The organism is Bradyrhizobium sp. WYCCWR 13022, assembly GCF_030435535.1.
Taxonomy (GTDB): Bacteria; Pseudomonadota; Alphaproteobacteria; order Rhizobiales; family Xanthobacteraceae; genus Bradyrhizobium.
Genome location: NZ_JAUIZJ010000002.1, coordinates 1,171,499 through 1,192,179 on the forward strand (window position 1 = coordinate 1,171,499; position 20,681 = coordinate 1,192,179).

Genomic DNA, 20,681 nt, shown 5'->3' on the forward strand with positions numbered 1-20,681 from the left:
CTGCGCGGCGAGACAAGCCACGCGCCCCTTCGGCGCAGTCAAGACGGCTGGGGCACCATCGGGGGAGGACCTATCTTTGCAAGCGCTCCTTAAGCTGAGCAGTGGGATCGACGCGTTCACGCGCTGGACGGGAAAGCGTCTGGCCTGGATGATCGTCCTGGCCGTCGTTGTCTCGGCGCTCAATGCGATCGTGCGGAAGGTATTCGATACGTCCTCCAATTCATGGCTCGAGCTGCAGTGGGTGCTTTTCAGCATCGTATTCCTGCTCTGCTCGCCATGGACGTTGCTCGACAATGAGCACATCCGCATCGACATCGTGAACAACACGTTGCCCAAGAAAGTCCGCAGCATGATCGACGTGATCGGTCATCTGTTCTTTCTCATTCCGCTGTGCATCGTCATGATCGCTACCGGCGTACCGTTCTTCGAGCGATCGTTCCATATCAACGAGCAGTCGGGCAACGCAGGCGGCCTGCCGCAATGGCCCACCAAATCCCTGATCATGATCGGGTTCGCGTTCCTGCTCGTTCAGGGCGTCTCCGAGCTGATCAAGCGGATCGCGATCATGCGCGGGTTGATTCCCGATCCTCACGAGTCCCAGGTCTCGGCGATCGAGGCGGAAGTCGAGCATCTCGTCGAAGCGATCGAGAAGAAATAGCCGTTGGCGACGGCTCAGGGGGAATCATGACCGCATTCATCATCGCCAATCTGGCGCCCATCATGTTCGCGACGCTCGTCGTCGTGCTGTTGCTCGGCTATCCCGCGGCATTTTCGCTGGGCGCCGTCGGGCTTTTCTATGCCGTGGTCGGAATCGAGCTCGGCGAATTCCGTCCTGACTTCCTCAACGCGCTTCCTGAGCGCGTCTACGGTGTGATGAACAACGACACGCTGCTCGCCATTCCCTTCTTCACCTTCATGGGATTGGTACTGGAGCGGTCGGGCATGGCCGAGGATCTGCTCGACACCATCGGACAGCTGTTCGGAACCATCCGCGGCGGTCTCGCATACGCGGTTGTGTTCGTCGGCGCCCTTCTTGCGGCAACGACGGGCGTGGTCGCCGCTTCCGTGATCTCGATGGGGTTGATCTCGCTGCCAATCATGCTGCGCTACGGTTACGACCGGCGCATGGCGACCGGCATCATCGCTGCATCGGGTACGCTCGCGCAGATCATTCCGCCCTCGCTCGTGCTGATCGTGATGGCCGACCAGCTCGGCAAATCCGTCGGCGACATGTACGAGGGCGCCTTCATTCCGGGGCTGGTGCTCGCGGGTCTCTACGCGGGCTATGCTTTCCTCGTCAGCATGATCTTCCCGAAAGCCGCGCCGGGCCTGCCGAAGGAAGCCATCGGCTTCCGCGAAGACAATGGCAGCCGCGGCCTCGGCTCGCTCGGCGTGCTCTTCATCGCGAGCTGCGTGTTCGGCTGGCTCATGATGCGCAATTCGGAGACGCACGGTGCCGACTTCGTGGTGCTCAGCATGTTCAACGGCATCATCTTCGCGTTCGTCGTCGCGGTGCTGAACTGGGCCATCCACAAGTTCACCGGCTTCCGTTTCCTCTCGAAGATGGCCCAGCAGACCACCTTCGTCATGGTGCCGCCGCTGTTCCTGATCTTCCTGGTGCTCGGCACCATCTTCATCGGCCTTGCGACGCCGACGGAAGGTGGCGCGATGGGCGCTGCCGGCGCCCTGATCCTCGGCGCGGCGAAACGGCGGCTGAGCTGGGACCTGGTCCGGCAAGCGACGGAATCGACCGCCAAGCTGTCGGCGTTCGTGGTGTTCATCCTGGTCGGCGCCCGCGTGTTCTCGCTCACCTTCTACGGCGTCAACGGGCACGTCTGGGTCGAGCATCTGCTCACCTCCCTGCCCGGCGGCCAGGTCGGCTTCCTGATCTTCGTCAACGCGTTCGTGTTCGTGCTGGCCTTCTTCCTCGACTTCTTCGAGCTGGCCTTCATCGTGATCCCGCTGCTGGGGCCTGCTGCCGAGCACCTGGGCATCGACCTGATCTGGTTCGGCGTCATCCTCGGCGTCAATATGCAGACCTCGTTCATGCATCCGCCGTTTGGCTTCGCGCTGTTCTATCTCCGATCGGTCGCGCCCAAGGAGCGATACACCGATCGCGTCACCGGCAAGAGGATGGACCCGGTCACGACGGGGCAGATCTATTGGGGCGCAGTCCCGTTCGTCGTCATCCAAGTCATTATGGTCGCTCTGGTGATCGCGTTCCCGTCGATGGTCATGCATTACAAGGGCGCCCAGTCGAACATCGATCCGAACTCCGTCAAGATCGAGGTGCCGCAGATCGAGTTGCCGCCACTCGATTTCGGTCCGCCGCAGAAGTAGCCGTCACTTTTCCCTCCCTTGTGGGAGTAGATGGCATGGGCGGCCTTCGGCCGCCGTTCTCTCGAGAAAGCCGAAGCGAAGCTTCGGCTTTGGCGCCGGATGAAGGGTGCCCTCCGCGCATTCAACCCTCAGTCGGCTTGCCCTACTCCGCCAGCCTGAACCGAAGCGTGAACTCGGCGCCGCCGCCGGGGAGATTGTCCACCGTAACCGTCGCGGCGTGATCGTCGGCGACGGCGCGCACGATCGAAAGGCCGAGGCCCGCGCCATCGCTGCGCTGGCGATCCCTGCGCCAGAAGCGCTGGAAGATCAGCTCGCGTTCGACCTGGGTGACGCCGGGACCGCAATCGCGCACGCGCACCGAGCCGTCGTCGCCGACCTCGACGTCGACGGACGTCGCCGTCGCGGTGAACTTGATGGCGTTTTCGGCGAGGTTGAACACTGCGCGCTGGAGCATCTCGGAATTGCCGTGGATCATCACCGGCGCGTCGGCGCCCTTGAGCGCGATGTCCTTGTGCTGCGCGATCGCGAACGGCGCGATCGCGCCGACCACCTCGGCGCAGACGGCGCGCAAATCCGCGGTCTCGCCGGGATCGAGCACCAGCGTGTCGAGCTCGGCGATCTCCAGCAGCTGCGCGACGATCCGGCTCATGCCCTCGATATCGTCATGCAGCGCCTGCCTGGCCTCACCGTCGCCGAGTGTCTCGATCCGCGTGCGCAGGATCGCCAGCGGCGTGCGCAATTGGTGGGCGGCGTCGGCTGTGAACTGGCGCTGCACGCGAAAGCCGTCCTCGAGGCGATCGAGGGCCAGGTTGACGGCGGTGACGAGCGGCACGATCTCGCGCGGAATCCGCTCCGTCGGCAGGCGAATGTCGGTGCGTGACGGGCCGATGTTGCTCGCCTCCTCCGAGGCCTTCCACAGCGGCGCGACCGCGCGGCGGAAGATGATGATGTCGATGGCGAGCAGGACCAGGAGAACGGGAATGGTGATCCAGCCGACCCGGCGGAAGAAGTTGGACACGATGTCGTCGGTGATGACGTCGCGATGGGACAGGTCTTCCGCCACCTTGATGCGAAAGTTGGTGTCGCCGATCGTCTGGATCACGTCGGCGCCGGCACTCGAGTCCGAGTCGAAGCTGCCCGTCTTCTTGTGCGACGAGAACAGCAGGCGGCCCTCGGCATCCCTGATGTCGTACTGGTAGCGGCCGTAGGCTTCCGAGTAGAGACCGCGAAGGCTATCCGGCAGATTGAACGTCACCCTGCCGTCGGGTTGGACGACGATACGCTCGGCCAGCGTCTCGGCCTGGGCTCGCATCGCGGCCCGATGCAGCTGGTCGATCTCGGAACTCAACAGCCAGAACAGGACCAGCGGCAGGAAGATCGCAACCACCGCGACCGCGATGATGTGCAGGAACACGATACGCGAGATCAGCGATTTGAACGACGGCGCCCGTCCAAGGAACCCGGCACGGGATCGTTCTTGCGACCCCGTTGTGGACCCGCTCCGGGATCCGGCCCAGCTCACGCTATTTCTCCTCGGCCATCATGTAGCCGACGCCGCGAATGGTATGGATCACGACTTTGGCGCCATGCTCGATGAGCTGCTTGCGCAGGCGAGAGACATACACCTCGACCGCGTTGGAGGCGACCTCGCCCTCGAGCCCGAAGATGTGATCCTCGACGTTCTTCTTCGGCACCACCCGCCCCTGGCGGCGCAGCAGGATCTCCAGCACCGAGGTCTCGCGCGACGAAATGATCCGCGGCTCGTCGTCGACGAAGATCTGGCGGGTCTCGGTGTCGTAGACGAGATTGGCGAGCCGCAGCGAGCGACCGAGCAACTGGCCAGGACGGCGCAGAATCGCCTCCAGCCGCGCCACCAGCTCCTCCATCGCGAACGGTTTGGCGAGGTAGTCGTCGGCGCCGCTGCGCAGGCCGTTGACGCGGTCCTGCACGCCACCGCGCGCGGTCAGCACCAGCACCGGCAGCGGCTCCATCTGCCGCCGCAGTTCGCGCAGCACCGACAGGCCGTCGCCGTCGGGCAAGCCGAGGTCGAGGATCATCGCGGCATAGCTGACATTGTGCACCGCCTCGCGCGCCTCCTCGGCGCTGCCGACGACGTCGCTCTCGTAGCCCGCTCCCGCCAGCCCGCTGGCCACGAGCCGCGACAACTCGGCATTATCCTCGACGATCAGAAGGCGCATTGCATTTCCAGCCGGATGTTCCGGTGGCCCCTACTCCGGTGCCACCCTACGGCTCAGGCCGCATCTGCGCTCTCTTCCACCATTCCGGACGCCCCGGCCAGCGAAAAAGCGCTTTCAACGACGATCGGCCGCCGTCGTCAGGTTGATGTAAGTCAGTCGGATTTGGCCAATCAACTTGAAAGCATCAGGCCGGAAAAGGAAAGAGGCCGCCGACCGAGGCGACCTCCTGTTTCGCGAGCAAGTTTGGAGAATTGGATCAGAGGGGCGGATGCCCAGGCCCCGACCCCGGGCCGAAGGGGCCGCGCAGGTTGCCCGGGCCCTGCAAGCCGCCAAAGATCAGGCCGCCGACCCACTCGACGGCGCCCTTGATGGCGCCGCCGATGGCGCGGAAGGCGTCGCCGAGCCAGTTGCCGCCGACGATCGTTTCGAGCTCCGCATCGGTCAGTTCGATGATTTCCGATTTTCCATGGTCCAGGTTCAGCATCGTGGTCGCTCCGGTTCAGATTGTGTGTGTGTGTCAGAAAGGTCGAGGTGTGGTGCTCAGCCGTGGAAGATGCCGCCAGGCAGCCAGGGGTTCGGGCCGGCGGGCTGATGGGTGGTGATCCGTCCATTCACGATCCACGGACCGATGCAGCCGCCATCATTGATGAAGCCGCCGCACACGGTCTCGAGTTCACGGTCGTCCAGCTCTTTGTGGTTCCGATTGCTGCTGCGCTCAGTCATTTGTCTCTCCCGTTGTCGAAGGAGGGTGCCATCCCCTCTCATCTCGTAGTCACAGGAGTATCGCAGGCGGTTCTGTTAGACTGTGATACGCGTCACGCAGGCAAACGGGTAACTCTTGAGCCTGTCCCATCGAGCTCCCGGACGCGCTGTAGCTTCGCAACTCACCGGCCCGAGGTGGCGGCACAACGCTTCAAGTCCCCTCCTCGCGGCGGAGCAGATTTGGACCACTCACGACGAGTTCGTCGCATTGCGAACCACACTGCTTTGTTTCGGCAATCTGGACCAGACTAGCTCACGGCCCATTCCTTCGCGCTTGCGCCCGCCATGGAACGCACGCGTTCCTCGTCACTCGCGAGTTCGGAGGAGCTTCCGCTATAGATGATGGCGCCGTCATCCAGCACATAGGCGCGGTCGGCGACGGTGAGACTGACCCTTACGTTCTGCTCGACCAGCAGCACTGAAATGCCCTCTTGCCGCATGGTCTGGATGATCTGAAAGACCTCTTTCACGATCAGTGGGGCAAGACCCTGGCTTGGCTCGTCCAGCAGCAACAGTTTCGGATTGAGAAGAAGGGCACGCGCGACCGAGAGCATCTCCTGCTCGCCGCCAGACAATTGGCGGCCACGATTTTCCCGGCGCTCGGCAAGCCGCGGAAAAGTTTTGAAGACGCGATCAATGGTCCACGGACCCGGTCGCGTGACCGGGACCCGCAGATTGTCCTCGACGGTCAGGTTGGCGAAGATCTTGCGCCCTTCCGGAACATAGCCCACGCCGAGCGCCGCAACCTGATAGGGCGACATCCGCGTGGCGTCGATTCCGAACAGGCTCACATTGCCTTCGCGGGGCGGAGTTAGTCCCATGATGCTGCGAAGCGTTGTCGTCTTGCCTGCGCCATTCCGACCGAGCAGGACAACGATCTCGCCTTCATGAACCTCCAGGCCGACATTGTGCAGGATGTGGCTCTTGCCGTAAAAAGTCTGCAATCCCATCACTCTGAGCGGGATCATTGGGTCTCTCCCAGATAGGCCGCTTGCACCGCCTCAGAGGTGGCGATCTCGTCTGGCGTCCCTTCTGCTAGCAAGGCGCCCTGGTCAAGCACTGTGATGCGGTCGGCGAGATGAAAGACCACCCGCATGTCGTGCTCGATCAAGACGATGGTGTAGTTTCGCTCCCGGTGCAGGCGGCGAATCAGCGTGGTGATCTCATAGGTTTCCTGATCGCCCATCCCGGCGGTCGGCTCATCGAGCAGCAACAGGCGCGGCAATTGCGCCAGCGCCATTGCAATCTCCGTGGTCCTCTGGTCGCCGTGCGAGAGCTCCCCGACCAGCCGGTCCGCTTTGGCGCTCAATCCCACGACCGCAAGCATCTCCGTCGCCACGTCGTTGGCAATCTTCGCGTCGCTGCGGTTCGGCAGCATGCGCAGGGTCTGGCCTGCCGCCACCTCGGCTGCGGTGAGGACGTTCTCATGGACGGTCAATTCCGGAAACACCTCGGTAATCTGGAAGGTGCGCCCCATACCGAGCCCAACCCGCGCGTGCGCCGGCGTCGCGGTCACGTCTTTGCCGTTGAACAGGATCGATCCCCTGCTGGGCGGGAAATAGCCGCTGATCATGTTGAAAAAGGTCGTCTTGCCCGCTCCATTCGGACCGATGATGGCGCGCAGTTCGCCGCGCTCAACCATCATCGATACGTCCTTCACGGCAACCAGGTTGCCAAAGCGCTTGGTGACGTTGCGAACTTCGAGCATGCTCACCCCGACTTGCCCTGGCGCCGCATACCGAGCAGACCGCGCGGGAAGAAAAGTACGACCAGCACGAAAATGGCGCCCACAAAGGACATCCAATTGACCGTCATCGAAGAGATATAGTCCTGCAGCACCACGAAGACCGTTGCGCCAACCAATGGGCCCCAGAAGGTCCGCATTCCGCCCATGACGCACATCACGACAAAATAGCCCGAGAGCGAATAGTGCAACGCGAGTGGATCGGCGAAGTTGTTCAAGAGCGCATAGAGTGTGCCGGCAAGCGCCGTCACAAAGCACGAGATCGAGAAGGAAAGCCAGATCTGACGCTCGACAGGAATGGCCAGGAAGCGAGCACGACGCTCGTTCTCCCGGATCGCTCTCAAGGTGTGACCAAACGGCGAGCGAACCAACAGACCAAGGATCCCGACCGTGACCGCGAACACGGCAAGCAAGAAGAAGTAGAACTTGTTGCCACCCTCAGTGATGTCCAGACCGAGGGGACCCAATCCAATAGGCTCGCGGTGGAAATCGCGTAAGCCATCGAAGCCACCGGTGAAGTCATTCCAGCTATAGGCTAGATAGTAACAGAGCTGCCCGAACGCGATCGTACACATGGCAAAGTAGACGCCGCGGCGCCGCACGATCAGAAGTCCAAAAAGCGTGCCTGCGACCCCTCCAAGCAGCGTCCCCAAAAGCATGGCAAGTGGGGTACTATGCGCGAGATACCTCAATGTGAGACCCGCGCCATAGGCGCCCAGCCCGAAATAGGCTGCGTGCCCGAAACTCAGCACGCCCGTGAATCCCAACAGGAGATTCAGGCCCATCGCAGCCAGGCCGAACACCAGAACTTTTCCGGCAAGTGCGGTATAGCCGCCAACCAGAGGCAGCCAGTATGGGGCAGCGATCAGAACGGCCCAGACGATGACGAGCAGCATCCATCGGGGAACAGGTGGAGTCCGGTCTGCTGCGACGGCGGCTGTCGGCAAACCGGGACTGACGTCAGTACTCATGACATCATCCCTTCTTCGCCCATCAGGCCTCGCGGACGAACCAGCAGCACGACCATCATGATCGCATAAATGACAGCCTCGCTCGCCGCCGGAAAGACGACGGTGGTCAGGGCCGCTGCCAGTCCGATCAGCAAGCCGCCAAACAGCGTGCCGATCAAGCTGCCGACGCCGCCGACGATGATCGCAATGAAGCTCGGCATGAGCAGGTCATCCCCCATATTCGGATTGAGCCCGATCTGCCCCGCGGCAAGCACCCCACTGAGGCCCGCGAGCATGCAGCCGAGCGCAAAATTGAACGTCCGCAGAAGGCTGATGTTGACGCCAAGGGAAGCCACCGTCTCCAGATCGAGCGTGCCGGCCCGAATGCGGACGCCGACCCTTGTGTAGCGTAGGAACGCGAATAGCCCGAGCACCGCGATGATCACCACCGCGACCATGAAGACGCGGTACCAGGTGATGAAGAACAGGCTTGAGCTGATCGGCTGTGCCAGGAATTCGGGCAACCCGAGCGGCAGGCCATTGGGCCCCCAAACGTAGCGAGCCATATCCTGCATGACAAAGGCAAAGCCGAACGTGAGCAACAGGCTGTAAACCGGGTCCCTGTTGTAGACGCGGCGGATCATCAATCTCTCCACCGCGAGCCCGATGATTGCCGTGATCAGCGGAGAAACCAGCAATGCCCCCCAATAACCCAGCGCCGGCGCCAACGTGAAAGCGAGATAGCCGCCGAGCGCCAGGAAATTGCCGTGAGAGAAATTGATGACGTTGCTCAGATTGAGGATCAGCGACAAGCCAAGGGCCATCAACACGTAAAACGCGCCAATGATCAGTCCATTGGTGACGTTGAACAATATGACCTGGATCATCGCGTCCTCCGCCCTGACGTTTTCTCCGCTTATTGGATCAGGCCGGTTCGACCATCTTGCATCCAGTTTCCTCCACCGAGCCTGCGGCCTGCTCACCGTGCACCAGCGTCTCGGCATTGAAGACGTCGTCGGGAGAAGATTTTGCCGGATGAACTTCGCCAACGAAGATGTTCGGCATCAGCTCATGGTCTCCCGCCCTGTAGCGTACCTTGCCCGGCTGGAGAGCGACATCCGGCGGCAGCTCGAGATCCTCGAGAGCCTTCGCCATTTTGGGGCCATCCAACGACTTCGCCTTGTCTGACGCCAGGCGTACGGTATGCATCGCCACATAGCCGAACCAGTCGCGCGCCGAGGGCGTCTTCTTCGTGGCGGCGCGGAAGTCGCTCACAAACTTGACGACCTCCGGCACGTTCGGTTGATTCCACCACCATTCCATCGCCCACCATCCAGCCTGCGCATCGGGCGGGCAGCCCTTGATGCTCTCGAGCTCGAAGAGCGCGCCGCCAAGCGCCATTTCCTTCTGCATGCCAAATTGCGTGAATTGCTTCATGCAGTTGATTTGCGTAAGACCGCCCATGTTGTTGAGTAGAACGTTCGGTTTGAACGCCTTCGCCTTGATCAACGTGGCCGAGAAGTCCGTACTGTTGATCGGGAGCATGTCTCCCTCGTAAGTCCCACCGGCTTTTTTCAGCGCCTTGATGAAGGCGTCTTGAAGCGTGTGGCCATAGGCGTAGTCCGGCGTGATGAAGAACCATTTCTTGCCGAACTTCTTCACCAGCTCCGGCGTGACCGCGTTGGCGTCCATCGTCGTTGTGTTGCAGATCCGGAAGACATTCCATTTGCAGTTCGAGCCGGTGATCGGATCGGTGTGGCCGCCAGGGACGATATGGAAAATCTTCTTCTCGTTGGTGACTTGGGACATTGCATAGGCAATGCCGGAATTGACGTCACCGAGAATGACCGCCACATTGTCACGGTCAATCAGCTTGCGGGTCTTCTGCACACCGGTCCCGACATCGTTCGCGGAATCCTCGACAAGAAGCTGAACCTGGCGACCCAGGATGCCGCCCTTCTTGTTGATCTCGGCCTCAGCGTATTTGGCCCCGTCGACCTCGCTCTGAGCCAGCGCGGAGAGAACGCCCGTCAAGGGATTGACCATACCGATCTTCACCGGCTCGTCGGCGAGAGATTTGACGATGAAGGGAGCGCTGATCAATTGGCTTCCGGCAAGAACAACGCCGGACTTGATGAGCGAACGACGACTGATCGAAGGTTGAATTATAGCCATTCCAGACCTCCCTGTTCTCTCGTTTGACGATGTTAGTTCATAAGACGAATCATTCCGGTTGCCGCGAAGAGCAGGAGACGTCACTCGTCTCCGAGATCACGGGCGATTTGACATCGCTGTTTTGACTTGGGGGGCGCCTGCCGCGCAGCACCAGGCGGCAGCCCTCATCGCGTCCCGGTGGCAGACTGCACCGGTTTCCGAACGGCAAAAATCCACAATTGGTCTAACCGGTGAACACGCTTTCGTGCTCGGCGATTGTTCTTCGACAATCCTGTTGCTGCGCAACATCGAAGACGCGCCCGTGAGCAGCAGATCAACACGCTAGCAAACCCAAAGCCGATGCAGCCAAATCTCGAGCGCGCTCTCCATCTTGGAAGGGGCCGGCGTTCAAGCAATGATCTGCTTGAACGAAGTTTCCGTCTTGTCGCTCGACGTCCAAACATCGACGAAAGTCGAGGTGCCGCAGCCCCTTGTTTCGATCGCGACGGTCGTCAGATCCATGACGTCCGACGATCGCAGCGCCTGTACACGCGCGACCTGCCGGTCCAGCCCGACTATCATCCGGTGCAATTGTCGGTCAGGTGGGACGCGCGCCGAAATGGCGTTGCCGACCTGATCGCTGCCATTGACCTGATTTGGTGCCGCGCTCCTGAAAAGCTGCTCTGAGTTCACGCAGCTGCTGGCTCGTCGCGCCCAACTCCGCCTCCATCCGATTGGTCGGCAAGTCCGTGTAAGCGATCGGCCGATCGAACTGGCTCGCCGTGAAGTCATATCGCCGCCCATCGATCCTGTTGTAGAAATGATCGCCGGCCGGCAGCGGCGTCTTCAGCAACTCGCCTCCGAAGAGTTCGTGAATGAGCAGCGCCGTGACGTTGCATTGGCCTGCCGCGGGATTGCCGGCCGTCCATTGGCTGGCCGTCGACAGCGACCAAGCCTTGAACAGCGCAGCTTGAACTGCATGAGGATCGAAGCTCATCGTCACGTCTCATCTCGTGAGGGCGTCCTCAAGCAAAGGCCCCGGAGCTTTCGCCCCGGGGCCGGCATTCGCGAGACGGCGCGCTCAGCCCTGCGCGTGACGCGCCATGAAACTGTCGTAGGCGAGCTCGGCCACCTGGAACCACGAGTAATCGTTGTTCGAGAAGTTCGTCAGCGACTCGTAGACTTTCTTGAAGTTCTCGTTGGTGCCCGCAATCTCGCTATGCAGCGCCTTCGCCGCCTTGAAGGAAGCCTCCATGACCTCGGGCGGGAATGCGTGCAGCTTGGTACCGCCCGCGAGCAGGCGGCGTAGCGCCTGCGGATTGGCCTGATCGTATTTCGCCATCATCCAGTTGTTGGCATAATGGCCGGCCTGCTCCAGCACGTTCTGGTAATATTTCGGCAGCGCGTTCCACTTGTCGAGATTGACGAAACTGAGCAGTATCGGCCCGCCCTCCCACCATCCCGGATAGTAGTAATGCGGCGCGACCTTGTAGAAGCCGAGCTTCTCGTCGTCGTAGGGTCCGACCCACTCCGCGCCGTCGATCGTGCCTTTTTCCAGCGCGGGATAGATGTCGCCGCCCGCGATCTGCTGCGGCACGGCGCCGAGCTTGGCCAGCACCTTCCCGGCGAAGCCACCGATGCGGAATTTCAGTCCGTTGAGATCTGCGACGGTCTTGATCTCCTTGCGGAACCAGCCGCCCATCTGGCAGCCGGTATTGCCAGCCAGCAGCGAGGTGACGTTGTAGCTCTTGTAGAACTCGTTCAGAACTTCCTTGCCGCCACCCAGCATGTACCAGGCTTGGTTGATGCGCATGTTGGGGCCAAAAGGCACCGACGAACCGAAGGTAAAGGTCGGGTCCTTGCCGAAATAGTAGTACGAGGCGGTGTGGCCGATCTCGCAGGTGCCGTTCTGCACGGCATCGAGCACCTGCAGGCCCGGCACGATTTCGCCACCGGCGAAGGTTTGGATCTGGAATTTGTTGTCGGTCGCCTCGGCCACAGCCTTGGCCATCACCTCGGCACCGCCGTAGAGCGTGTCGAGCGATTTCGGCCAGCTCGTCGGCATGCGCCATTTGATTTCCGGCATCGACTGCGCGATTGCGGGAGCGGCAAGCGTCGCGGCGCCGGCCGCACCAAGTCCTGTGACCTTGATGAAGTCTCTTCGTTTCATGTTGTCCTGCCCTGATGGATTTACGATTGCGGGCCTTCTTGTCGAGGCCTGACCGACAGCATGGCGCAGCGCCGGCTCGAATGCCATCGTGATCGCACTGCGGCATGGAAAAAGTCCTGCCTCGCAAGTGGTAGCCGGGTCACCCTTAAGACTTAAGTACTAGCTCAGCGCTCGGGTGGCGCTTGCGCGAAGGTTTGACCGGGGCGGCGGCATCCCGCCGGCGAGCGAGCCAGATTTCGGATTAAGCGATGATCGCAATTTGCCACTGTTTTGCCCGACGGGTCAAGCCCGCCTCCATCCGGCCGTCATTGCGGGGAGCCCCCGCCTCTACTGTGCATGGGGTTGTTTTCTCGAATATTGAGTGCGCCCTCCACCGCGGCAAAGAAAAGCCCGGCCTCGCAAACGAGGCCGGGCCATTCAGTCCGACAGCCTGGTCGTCGATCAGCCGCGGGTGCGCGAACGGATCATGAAGCTGTCGTAGGTGTATTCGGCGACCTGCCACCACAGATATTCGTCGGAGCGGTAGGCCTGCATGGCGTCGATCGACTTCTTGAAGTCGGCGTTCTTGGCCGAGAGCTCGGCCCACAGTTCGTTGGTCGCCTTGAGGCAGGCTTCCAGCACTTCGTTGGTGAAGGGACGGAGCTGCGTGCCGCCGGCGACCAGACGCTTCAGCGCGGACGGGTTCTGCATATCGTAGCGCGCGGCCATCCAGCTGTTGGCGTTGGCCGTCGCGTTGGTGAGAATCGCCTGGTAGTTCTTCGGCAGCGAATTCCACTTGTCGAGGTTGGCGAAGGCATGGACCATCGGACCGCCTTCCCAGAAGCCCGGATAGTAATAGTACTTCGCAACCTTGGCGAAGCCGAGCTTCTCGTCATCGTACGGGCCGACCCACTCGGCCGCGTCGATGGTGCCCTTCTCCAGCGCCGGATAGATGTCGCCGCCGGCGAGTTGCTGCGGCACCACGCCGACCTTCTGCAGCACCTGCCCGGCAATGCCGCCGATGCGGAATTTCAGGCCCGACAGATCCGCAACGGTCTTGATCTCCTTGCGGAACCAGCCGCCCATCTGGGTGCCTGTGTTGCCGCAGGCAAAGCCGATCACGTTCGACTTCTTGAAGAACTCGTTGCCGAGCTGCTCGCCGCCGCCCTGGTACCACCAGGAGTTCTGCTGGCGCGCGTTGAGGCCGAACGGCACCGAGGCGTAGATCGCCCAGGTCGGGTCCTTGCCGACATAGTAGTACGACACGGTGTGGCACATCTCGACCGTGCCGTTCGAGGTCGCATCGAGCGCCTGCAGGCCGGGGACGATTTCGCCGCCCGCGAACACCTGGATCTGGAATTTGTTGTCGGTCATCTCGGCGACGTACTTCGCCACCTGCTCACCGCCGCCATAGATCGTGTCGAGCGACTTCGGGAAGCTCGACGTCATGCGCCACTTGATCTCGGGCGAAGACTGCGCAATCGCCGGCGAGGCTACCGCGGCGGTCGCCGCCGCGCCTGCTGCCGACACTTTCAGAAAATCACGACGCTTCATCTTCAGGTCTCTCCTTGCTGGGGCATTTCCCCGAACTTCTTCTTTGCTGCCGCTCGTTCCGGCGACGCGGCGTTCAAGCCTGCGTCAAGCCGAAGGGGCTTCGCCGCCGTGGGCATTTAACACGGAAGCTACTCTCGCGGAACGCGACAATGGCATGACAGGGGGCGACGAAAGTCGCATGTTCCCTGACGTCTGGCTTAAGCCGTTGCGATGGCGCTCTTGAGCTGGTCCCGGACCTGTCCCGCAATGGCGCGGTAGATCGCCGCATGGGGCCCATCGGGCTCGCTGTCCACGACGGGATTGCCGGCATCCGAAGTCGCGCGAATCGCCATGTGCAGCGGGATCTCGCCCAGGAACGGTACTCCGAGCTTCTCCGCCTCGTGGCGCGCGCCGCCATGGCCGAAGATGTCCGATTTCGTGCCGCAATGGGGGCACTGGAAATAGCTCATGTTCTCGACGATGCCGAGCACGGGCACGTTGACCTTCCTGAACATGGCAAGGCCACGCCGCGCGTCGATCAGGGACAGGTCCTGCGGGGTCGAGACGATCACGGCACCCTTCAGCGGCACGTTCTGCGCCAGCGTCAGCTGCGCATCGCCAGTGCCCGGCGGCATGTCGACCACGAGCACGTCGAGCGTGCCCCATGCGACATCGCGCAGCATCTGCGTCACCGCCGACATCACCATCGGGCCGCGCCAGATCATCGCGGTCTCTTCCTCGACCAGGAAGCCGATCGACATGATGGCGAGGCCGAAGCGCCGGAGCGGAATCATCTTGCGCTCGCCATCCAGCTCCGGCTTCTCGTACAGGCCGGTCAGCCGCGGCACCGAAGGGCCGTAGATGTCGGCATCGAGCAGCCCGACCTTGAGACCGAGGTCGCGCAGGCCCAATGCCAGATTGAGCGCGGTGGTCGACTTGCCGACACCGCCCTTGCCGGAGGCGACCGCGATCACAGCAGCGACGCCCGGAATCTCGGACTGCCGCGCCATCGGCGATTGGGCGCCGCCCTGCGGCGCCGGCTTGTGAGCGTGGACCGGCTGCACGCCGGGTGCGCCGCGACTCGGCTGCGGGGGCGGCGGCGGAGCAGCGCCCGCCTTGCGCTCGGCGGTCAGCGCCACCATCACGGTGGTGACGCCGGGAAGGCCGCGCACGGCGGCCTCGGCCTCGGCCCGGACGGATTCCCAGGCCCGCGCCTCGGCGGCATCCACGTTGATCGAGAAGAACACCTTGCCGCCGGACGCGCTGATCGCGCTCAGCACATTGGCGTTGGTGAGCGCGACCCCGCGGGGCGACTTGATCTTGGCGAGGCTGTCGAGGACCTGTTGCTGCGTCACGCTCAAAGCGCATCTCCTGGAAGTTCAAGATGCCCCATTAGAGCGGAAACGGCCAAAAGGCTACTGCCTGCCGATATCGTCAGCCATCTCGGCGGGCGCTGCCCCCTGCTCCTTCGCGGCCTCGTAATTGAGCTCGATCATGACCCCGTTGGGGTCGTGGACGAAGATCTGCCAGAGGTCGCCGCCGGGCACCTGTCGGGAGTCGAATTTCATGCCTTTGGACGTCAGGCGCTGCTTCATGCCGTCGAAGCCGCGGCTGACGAAGGCGACGTGGTGGACGACGCCGGAATCCGGCTTTTGCGGCTCGGAGGTCGGGGAAATGTCGACGAGGTGCACCACCGGCTTGCCCTCGCTGTACATCCACGCCCCCGGGAAGGCGAAATTCGGCCGGGCGCCTTTTTCGAGACCCAGCACGTCCTCGTAGAAGCTGACCGTCTCGGCCAGATTCCGGGTCCGGATGTTGAAATGATCGAGGACGCCGACGCTTATTCCGCCCATGCTTTCGCTCCCTTGTTTTGAAGTCCTTGAGGTCCGCCATCCTAGCACAGGAGGCCGCCAAACGAAGCCGTTGCCCTCTGCCCGCAAGGGTTTATGGTGCGCCCGGCCCGCCCTCGGGCGGAACCTCAAGGACCCCGGCTGGCGCCCCCTCGCCCGGCTGCAACCGTAAAACTCAAGCTACGGACACACACATGGCTAAAGTCGCTTTCCTCGGTCTCGGCGTGATGGGATTCCCCATGGCCGGACACCTCGTGAAAAAAGGGGGCCATGAGGTCACCGTCTACAACCGCACCGCCGCCAAGGCGAAGGAGTGGGCGGACAAGTTCGGCGGCAAGACCGCGGCGACCCCGAAGACCGCGGCCGAGGGCCAGGACTTCGTGATGTGCTGCGTCGGCAACGACAACGATCTGCGCGCGGTCACGATCGGCCCAGACGGCGCCTTCGCCGGCATGAAGAAGGGCGCGACCTTCGTCGACCACACCACCGCCTCCGCCGAAGTCGCGCGCGAGCTCGACGCGGCCGCGACCAAGGCCGGCTTCAAGTTCATCGACGCCCCCGTCTCCGGCGGCCAGGCCGGCGCCGAGAACGGCGTGCTGACGGTGATGTGCGGCGGTGCCCAGGACGTCTACGCCGGCGCAGAGCCGATCATCACGGGCGCCTATGCGCGGATGTGCAAACTGCTCGGGCCAGCCGGGAGCGGCCAGCTGACCAAGATGGTCAACCAGATCTGCATCGCCGGCCTAGTGCAGGGCCTCTCCGAGGGCATTCACTTCGCCCAGAAGAGCGGCCTCGACGTCGCCGCGGTGATCGAGACCATCTCCAAGGGCGCGGCGCAGTCCTGGCAGATGGAGAACCGCTACAAGACCATGAAAGAGGGCAAGTACGATTTCGGCTTCGCTGTCGAATGGATGCGCAAGGACCTCTCGATCGCGCTGGCGGAGGCTCGCCGCAACGGTGCCAATCTTCCGGTCACCGCGCTGGTCGACCAGTTCTATGCCGAGGTCGAGAAGATGGGCGGCAAACGCTGGGATACGTCGAGCCTGCTCGCGCGCCTGTCGCGCTGATACCTGACGAAGCGAATTCCGCCTTGCTGATCGCGATCACCGCACTCTTCGTTCTCGCCTATGCAGCGATCGCGCTCGAACATCCGATCGGGATCAACAAGAGTGCGTCCGCGCTGCTCGGCGCGGGCCTGCTCTGGATGATCTATGGGATCACGACGGGCGACCACGCTCTGGTCGGCCGTCAGCTCGACGATTCCGTCGCCTCGACCGCACAGATCGTGTTCTTCCTGATCGGCGCGATGACGATCGTCGAGGTGATCGACGCCCATGACGGTTTCGAGGTCATCACTTCCCGCATCGGCACGACCAGCCAGGTCAAGCTGATATGGCTGGTCGCCTTCGTGGCCTTTTTCCTCAGCTCTATCCTGGACAATTTGACGACGACCATCGTCATGATTTCGCTGATCCAGCGCCTGATCGCGCGGCGCGAGGACCGCCTGCTGTTCGCCTCCCTCATCGTCATAGCCGCCAATGCTGGCGGCGCATGGACCGTGATTGGCGACGTTACCACCACGATGCTGTGGATCGGCGGCCAGATCTCGCCGCTTAACATCATGAGCGCTGTGTTCCTGCCCTCCCTGATCAACCTGCTCGTGCCGCTGGCGGCGATCAGCTTTGCACTGAAGGGCAAGACCATCGCGCCTCCTCCGAAGGACGGCAATATGCTCGGCGTCGACCAGGTCGAGCGCAATCTGATGTTCTTTCTCGGGCTCGGCGTGCTGATCGCGGTGCCCGCCTTCAAGGCGGCCACGCATCTGCCACCGTTTATGGGCGTGCTGCTCGGACTCGGCCTCGTCTGGCTGGTCGGCGACCTCGTCCATCGCGGCAAGGATGAGCATGTTCGCCGTTCCCTGTCGCTCGCGCACGCGCTCACGCAGATCGACATGGGCTCGATCGTATTCTTCGTCGGCATCCTGCTCGCAGTCGCCTGCCTCGAACATGTGAGCCTGCTCTCGATGCTGGCGAAATGGCTGGACGTCACGATCGGCCGCCAGGACATCATCGTCGTCGTGCTCGGTCTGCTCAGCGCCATCATCGACAACGTGCCGCTGGTGGCCGCGACCATGGGCATGTACGACCTCGGCCACTACCCGCCAGACAGCTTCCTCTGGGAGTTCATCGCCTATTGCGCCGGCACCGGCGGCTCGATCCTGATCATCGGCTCGGCCGCAGGCGTCGCCGCCATGGGGCTCGAGCGGATCGAGTTCCTCTGGTACGCCCGCCGCATCGCGGTACCCGCGCTCGCGGGCTATCTGGCCGGCGCAGTGGTCTATGTCGCGCAGCACGCGTGGCTGCACTGAGCGGCAACTGCCGGGGCCCGAATTAACATCCGGTTAACGTAATTTTTTAGCTCCTTAAGTCACCTCTTAAGGATTTCTTGCCAGAGATAGACAATGCAGAAGGCCCGCGTCCGACGTGGGCAGGAATCGTTGTTGCTTGATGAGTAACCCCGCTGAAAAGCCTGAGGTAGTGCAGCTTCCGGCCGAGCCGGTCAGCGCTCCGTCGGTGAGCAGCCGAAGGGCTGCGGCGCAGCGGGTGCGCGAGGCGCGCGATAAGTTAACGTCGACCAGCGGAACCCGGCCGGCCTTCGACGCCGAGTTGCTCCGGCAATATGCACAGACACGGCTCTCCGCCTCCTACGTCGTGATGCTGCTGGTGGTCGCGACCGGCATGCTGTTCGGCCTGTGGATGCAGCCGATCCCGGCCGCGGCCTGGACCGCCGGCATGATCTGCATCCACGCCGCGATGATCCGCAGCTGCAAGCGCTTCCTGATCGAGCCAGCGTCGCCCACCGCGACGCGCACCTGGCGAACGCGCTTCGTCGTGCTCGACCTGCTCTACGGCCTTTGCTGGATGGCGATACTGATCCATCCCGTGCTCGACATGGTCACGGAAACGCTGATGATGTTCCTGATGCTGCTGGTGATCGCAGTATCGAGCATGCTTGCCGCCAATCTGCCGATCGCAGCGCTGGCCGCCACCGCGCCGGTTGCGGTCGCCATGGCGCTGAGCTTCGTGATGAGCGGCTCGCTGGACAATTATATTCTCGGTGCACTCGCACTCGCGGCCGAAGGCTATTTCGTGCTGCTGGCGCATCGCCTGCACTCCTCGACCTTCGCCACGCTCGAAGCGCGCGCCGAAAAGGACGCGCTGATCGGCGAGCTCGAACAGGCCAAGGCGATCTCGGATGAAGCCCGTCACCGCGCCGAATCCGCCAACGTCGCCAAATCGCGCTTCCTCGCGCAGATGAGCCATGAACTGCGGACGCCGCTCAACGCCATCCTCGGCTTCTCCGAGGTGATGAAGAGCGAGATCTTTGGCGCGCATGCGGTGCCGGTGTACAAGGAATACTCGGCGGACATCCATAATTCCGGCGTGCATCTGCTCAACCTCATCAACGAGATCCTCGATCTGTCGCGGATCGAAGCCGGCCGCTACGAACTGAACGAGGAAGCGGTGTCTCTGGTCGGCATCGTCGCCGACTGCCACCATCTGATGAAGCTGCGCGCCTCCAGCCGCGGAATCACCATTCACGAGGTGTTCGAGCAGGCGATGCCGCGGCTATGGGCCGACGAGCGCGCGATCCGCCAGGTCGTGCTCAACCTGCTTTCCAACTCGATCAAGTTCACTCCGCAAGGCGGCGAGATCTGGCTCAAGGCCGGCTGGACTGCGTCTGGCGGGCAGTATCTCTCGGTGAAGGATTCCGGCTCGGGCATCCCGGAGGACGAGATCCCCGTCGTGCTCGCCTCGTTCGGCCAGGGCTCCAACTCGATCAAATCGGCCGAACAGGGCGCAGGCCTAGGCCTCCCCATCGCCAAGAACCTGATCGACCTGCATGGCGGCACGTTCACGCTGAAGTCGAAGCTGCGCATCGGCACCGAGGTGATCGTCACCTTCCCGCCGGAGCGCGTGATGAGCGCGCTTGCGCCGCTCTCGGAGGACGCGCCGCCGCTCCAGCCCGAGAGTTCCATGGTGCCTGACGAGAAGCGCAGGCCGCGACACAAGCCGATCATGAGCGCGGGCACGGGTTCGTAAACACATGCTTGCAGAGATGCCCGCCAATCCCCCACTATGTCCGGATGAGCAAAGAAACGCCGTGCGTCGCCGTCTGCATGATCGATCCCAAGACCAAGCTGTGCTTCGGCTGTGGCCGGACTTTGCCGGAGATCGCGCGCTGGCACGCCATGGAAAGGGCGGAACGGCTCGCGTTGATGGCGCAGCTCCCGGCGCGACTAGCGGACGCCGGGTTGCAGCCGATCGGGGGCTCGGCCAAACGGGCCTGACGGGCCCGCGCGCCTTCGGAGGCGCGCAATGATCCGCTTCCTGCTCGTCCTCGTCATGCTCGCCGGCACGGCCGGCGCCGTGGTGGCCTATGGCGACCCCGGTCAGATCGCGCGCGCCAGCCACAAGGTCTCGCACATTTTTCGCACAAAGACGGCAACGCCCGCCCCCGCGGTGCAGATCCAGCGAGGCCAGGGCGGTGAATTCGCACTACGCGCCAAGATCAACGGCGTCGCCGCACCGATGGTGATCGATACCGGCGCCACGTCGGTCGTGCTGACCTGGGAGACCGCGAAGGCGATCGGGCTGCCACTCGAGGTACTCGAATATGACGTCGACCTCGAGACCGCGGGCGGTCACACCAAGGCGGCGCGGCTGACACTTGATCGTCTCGCCGTCGGCCATCTCGTCGAGAAATCGGTGCCGGCGCTCGTGGTGCAGCGTGGGCAGATGAAGACCAACCTGCTCGGCATGAGCTTCCTCGATCGCCTCGAGAGCTGGGGCGTGCGCTCCGACACGCTATTGCTCACCGGCTATCCGGAGCTCCAGAGCAGCCACCGCCGCGGACGCACGGCGGTCGATTAGGCGCGCGCCAAGGCGCCACTTTCCGGTCCCGGCCACACAGCCAATCCTTGAATCCACAACGAACGCG

20 protein-coding genes and 1 pseudogene are annotated in these 20,681 nt (G+C 62.8%); 7 read left to right on the top strand and 14 right to left on the bottom strand.

Annotation, left to right across the window (positions count from 1 at the left end; genetic code table 11):
• The first annotated feature begins 76 nt into the window (after positions 1-76).
• Positions 77-658 carry a TRAP transporter small permease subunit gene (locus QY049_RS06840; protein ID WP_194482771.1) on the top strand — a complete coding sequence of 194 codons (582 nt, stop codon included), beginning with the start codon at positions 77-79 and terminating at the stop codon, positions 656-658.
• Between the two features lie 26 nt (positions 659-684).
• Positions 685-2,340, top strand: a complete 1,656-nt coding sequence (locus QY049_RS06845) for a TRAP transporter large permease subunit (RefSeq protein ID WP_194476533.1) — start codon at positions 685-687, stop codon at positions 2,338-2,340.
• A gap of 142 nt (positions 2,341-2,482) precedes the next feature.
• Here the strand turns inward: QY049_RS06845 and QY049_RS06850 are convergent, their stop codons facing one another.
• The 14 genes from QY049_RS06850 to QY049_RS06915 form a co-directional block, all read right to left on the bottom strand.
• Entirely contained in the window at positions 2,483-3,754 is a 1,272-nt protein-coding gene (locus tag QY049_RS06850; RefSeq protein ID WP_258762150.1) for a HAMP domain-containing sensor histidine kinase, read from the bottom strand.
• A gap of 109 nt (positions 3,755-3,863) precedes the next feature.
• Positions 3,864-4,538, bottom strand: a complete 675-nt coding sequence (locus QY049_RS06855) for a response regulator transcription factor (protein ID WP_258762151.1) — start codon at positions 4,536-4,538, stop codon at positions 3,864-3,866.
• A 256-nt stretch (positions 4,539-4,794) separates the two neighbouring features.
• The gene (locus tag QY049_RS06860) at positions 4,795-5,022 is read right to left on the bottom strand and encodes a hypothetical protein (protein ID WP_194476536.1); all 228 of its coding nucleotides are present in this window, start codon (positions 5,020-5,022) and stop codon (positions 4,795-4,797) included.
• 56 nt (positions 5,023-5,078) lie between these two features.
• Positions 5,079-5,261 (bottom strand): hypothetical protein, encoded by a 183-nt coding sequence (locus QY049_RS06865; RefSeq protein ID WP_194476537.1) that lies wholly within the window; start codon positions 5,259-5,261, stop codon positions 5,079-5,081.
• Positions 5,262-5,548: 287 nt separating this feature from the next.
• Entirely contained in the window at positions 5,549-6,268 is a 720-nt protein-coding gene (locus QY049_RS06870; protein ID WP_258762152.1) for an ABC transporter ATP-binding protein, read from the bottom strand.
• A complete protein-coding gene (locus tag QY049_RS06875) occupies positions 6,265-7,008 on the bottom strand; it encodes an ABC transporter ATP-binding protein (protein WP_246755556.1) in 744 nt (247 codons plus the stop codon). The genes QY049_RS06870 and QY049_RS06875 overlap by 4 nt, the downstream gene beginning before the upstream one ends.
• A 2-nt stretch (positions 7,009-7,010) precedes the next feature.
• Positions 7,011-8,015 (bottom strand): branched-chain amino acid ABC transporter permease, encoded by a 1,005-nt coding sequence (locus tag QY049_RS06880; protein WP_246755557.1) that lies wholly within the window; start codon positions 8,013-8,015, stop codon positions 7,011-7,013.
• On the bottom strand, positions 8,012-8,881 hold the full coding sequence (locus QY049_RS06885; protein WP_301269215.1) for a branched-chain amino acid ABC transporter permease: 870 nt from the start codon (positions 8,879-8,881) through the stop codon (positions 8,012-8,014). The genes QY049_RS06880 and QY049_RS06885 overlap by 4 nt, the downstream gene beginning before the upstream one ends.
• A gap of 37 nt (positions 8,882-8,918) precedes the next feature.
• On the bottom strand, positions 8,919-10,253 hold the full coding sequence (locus QY049_RS06890) for an ABC transporter substrate-binding protein (protein WP_301269216.1): 1,335 nt from the start codon (positions 10,251-10,253) through the stop codon (positions 8,919-8,921).
• A 493-nt stretch (positions 10,254-10,746) separates the two neighbouring features.
• Positions 10,747-11,145, bottom strand: coding sequence for a hypothetical protein (locus QY049_RS06895; RefSeq protein WP_258762153.1), 399 nt, complete (start codon positions 11,143-11,145; stop codon positions 10,747-10,749).
• 84 nt (positions 11,146-11,229) lie between these two features.
• Positions 11,230-12,318 (bottom strand): TRAP transporter substrate-binding protein, encoded by a 1,089-nt coding sequence (locus QY049_RS06900; RefSeq protein ID WP_258762154.1) that lies wholly within the window; start codon positions 12,316-12,318, stop codon positions 11,230-11,232.
• A gap of 441 nt (positions 12,319-12,759) precedes the next feature.
• On the bottom strand, positions 12,760-13,851 hold the full coding sequence (locus QY049_RS06905; protein ID WP_194476543.1) for a TRAP transporter substrate-binding protein: 1,092 nt from the start codon (positions 13,849-13,851) through the stop codon (positions 12,760-12,762).
• A gap of 197 nt (positions 13,852-14,048) precedes the next feature.
• A complete protein-coding gene (locus QY049_RS06910; RefSeq protein ID WP_258762155.1) occupies positions 14,049-15,191 on the bottom strand; it encodes an Mrp/NBP35 family ATP-binding protein in 1,143 nt (380 codons plus the stop codon).
• 54 nt (positions 15,192-15,245) lie between these two features.
• On the bottom strand, positions 15,246-15,683 hold the full coding sequence (locus QY049_RS06915) for a VOC family protein (RefSeq protein ID WP_194476545.1): 438 nt from the start codon (positions 15,681-15,683) through the stop codon (positions 15,246-15,248).
• 167 nt (positions 15,684-15,850) lie between these two features.
• Between QY049_RS06915 and QY049_RS06920 the strand changes: the two are divergent.
• The 5 genes and pseudogenes from QY049_RS06920 to QY049_RS06940 form a co-directional block, all read left to right on the top strand.
• A pseudogene (locus QY049_RS06920) lies at positions 15,851-16,747 on the top strand (NAD(P)-dependent oxidoreductase); the annotation flags it as partial.
• Between the two features lie 23 nt (positions 16,748-16,770).
• Complete coding sequence (gene nhaD, locus QY049_RS06925) at positions 16,771-18,048, top strand: sodium:proton antiporter NhaD (protein ID WP_258762156.1); 1,278 nt, start codon at positions 16,771-16,773, stop codon at positions 18,046-18,048.
• A 139-nt stretch (positions 18,049-18,187) separates the two neighbouring features.
• Complete coding sequence (locus QY049_RS06930) at positions 18,188-19,783, top strand: HAMP domain-containing sensor histidine kinase (protein WP_258762157.1); 1,596 nt, start codon at positions 18,188-18,190, stop codon at positions 19,781-19,783.
• Between the two features lie 44 nt (positions 19,784-19,827).
• Positions 19,828-20,031, top strand: a complete 204-nt coding sequence (locus tag QY049_RS06935; RefSeq protein WP_194476549.1) for a DUF1289 domain-containing protein — start codon at positions 19,828-19,830, stop codon at positions 20,029-20,031.
• Positions 20,032-20,059: 28 nt separating this feature from the next.
• Positions 20,060-20,614 carry a TIGR02281 family clan AA aspartic protease gene (locus tag QY049_RS06940; protein WP_194476550.1) on the top strand — a complete coding sequence of 185 codons (555 nt, stop codon included), beginning with the start codon at positions 20,060-20,062 and terminating at the stop codon, positions 20,612-20,614.
• Positions 20,615-20,681 lie beyond the last annotated feature (67 nt).

Coding starts and splice junctions, on each gene's coding strand:
- QY049_RS06935 (WP_194476549.1), top strand. CDS start 19,828: ATGAGCAAAGAAACGCCGTGCGTCGCCGTCTGCATGATCGATCCCAAG.
- QY049_RS06900 (WP_258762154.1), bottom strand. CDS start 12,318: ATGAAACGAAGAGACTTCATCAAGGTCACAGGACTTGGTGCGGCCGGC.
- QY049_RS06845 (WP_194476533.1), top strand. CDS start 685: ATGACCGCATTCATCATCGCCAATCTGGCGCCCATCATGTTCGCGACG.
- QY049_RS06905 (WP_194476543.1), bottom strand. CDS start 13,851: ATGAAGCGTCGTGATTTTCTGAAAGTGTCGGCAGCAGGCGCGGCGGCG.
- QY049_RS06870 (WP_258762152.1), bottom strand. CDS start 6,268: ATGATCCCGCTCAGAGTGATGGGATTGCAGACTTTTTACGGCAAGAGC.
- QY049_RS06875 (WP_246755556.1), bottom strand. CDS start 7,008: ATGCTCGAAGTTCGCAACGTCACCAAGCGCTTTGGCAACCTGGTTGCC.
- QY049_RS06855 (WP_258762151.1), bottom strand. CDS start 4,538: ATGCGCCTTCTGATCGTCGAGGATAATGCCGAGTTGTCGCGGCTCGTG.
- QY049_RS06940 (WP_194476550.1), top strand. CDS start 20,060: ATGATCCGCTTCCTGCTCGTCCTCGTCATGCTCGCCGGCACGGCCGGC.
- QY049_RS06860 (WP_194476536.1), bottom strand. CDS start 5,022: ATGCTGAACCTGGACCATGGAAAATCGGAAATCATCGAACTGACCGAT.
- QY049_RS06865 (WP_194476537.1), bottom strand. CDS start 5,261: ATGACTGAGCGCAGCAGCAATCGGAACCACAAAGAGCTGGACGACCGT.
- QY049_RS06930 (WP_258762157.1), top strand. CDS start 18,188: ATGAGTAACCCCGCTGAAAAGCCTGAGGTAGTGCAGCTTCCGGCCGAG.
- QY049_RS06915 (WP_194476545.1), bottom strand. CDS start 15,683: ATGGGCGGAATAAGCGTCGGCGTCCTCGATCATTTCAACATCCGGACC.
- QY049_RS06885 (WP_301269215.1), bottom strand. CDS start 8,881: ATGATCCAGGTCATATTGTTCAACGTCACCAATGGACTGATCATTGGC.
- QY049_RS06880 (WP_246755557.1), bottom strand. CDS start 8,015: ATGAGTACTGACGTCAGTCCCGGTTTGCCGACAGCCGCCGTCGCAGCA.
- QY049_RS06895 (WP_258762153.1), bottom strand. CDS start 11,145: ATGAGCTTCGATCCTCATGCAGTTCAAGCTGCGCTGTTCAAGGCTTGG.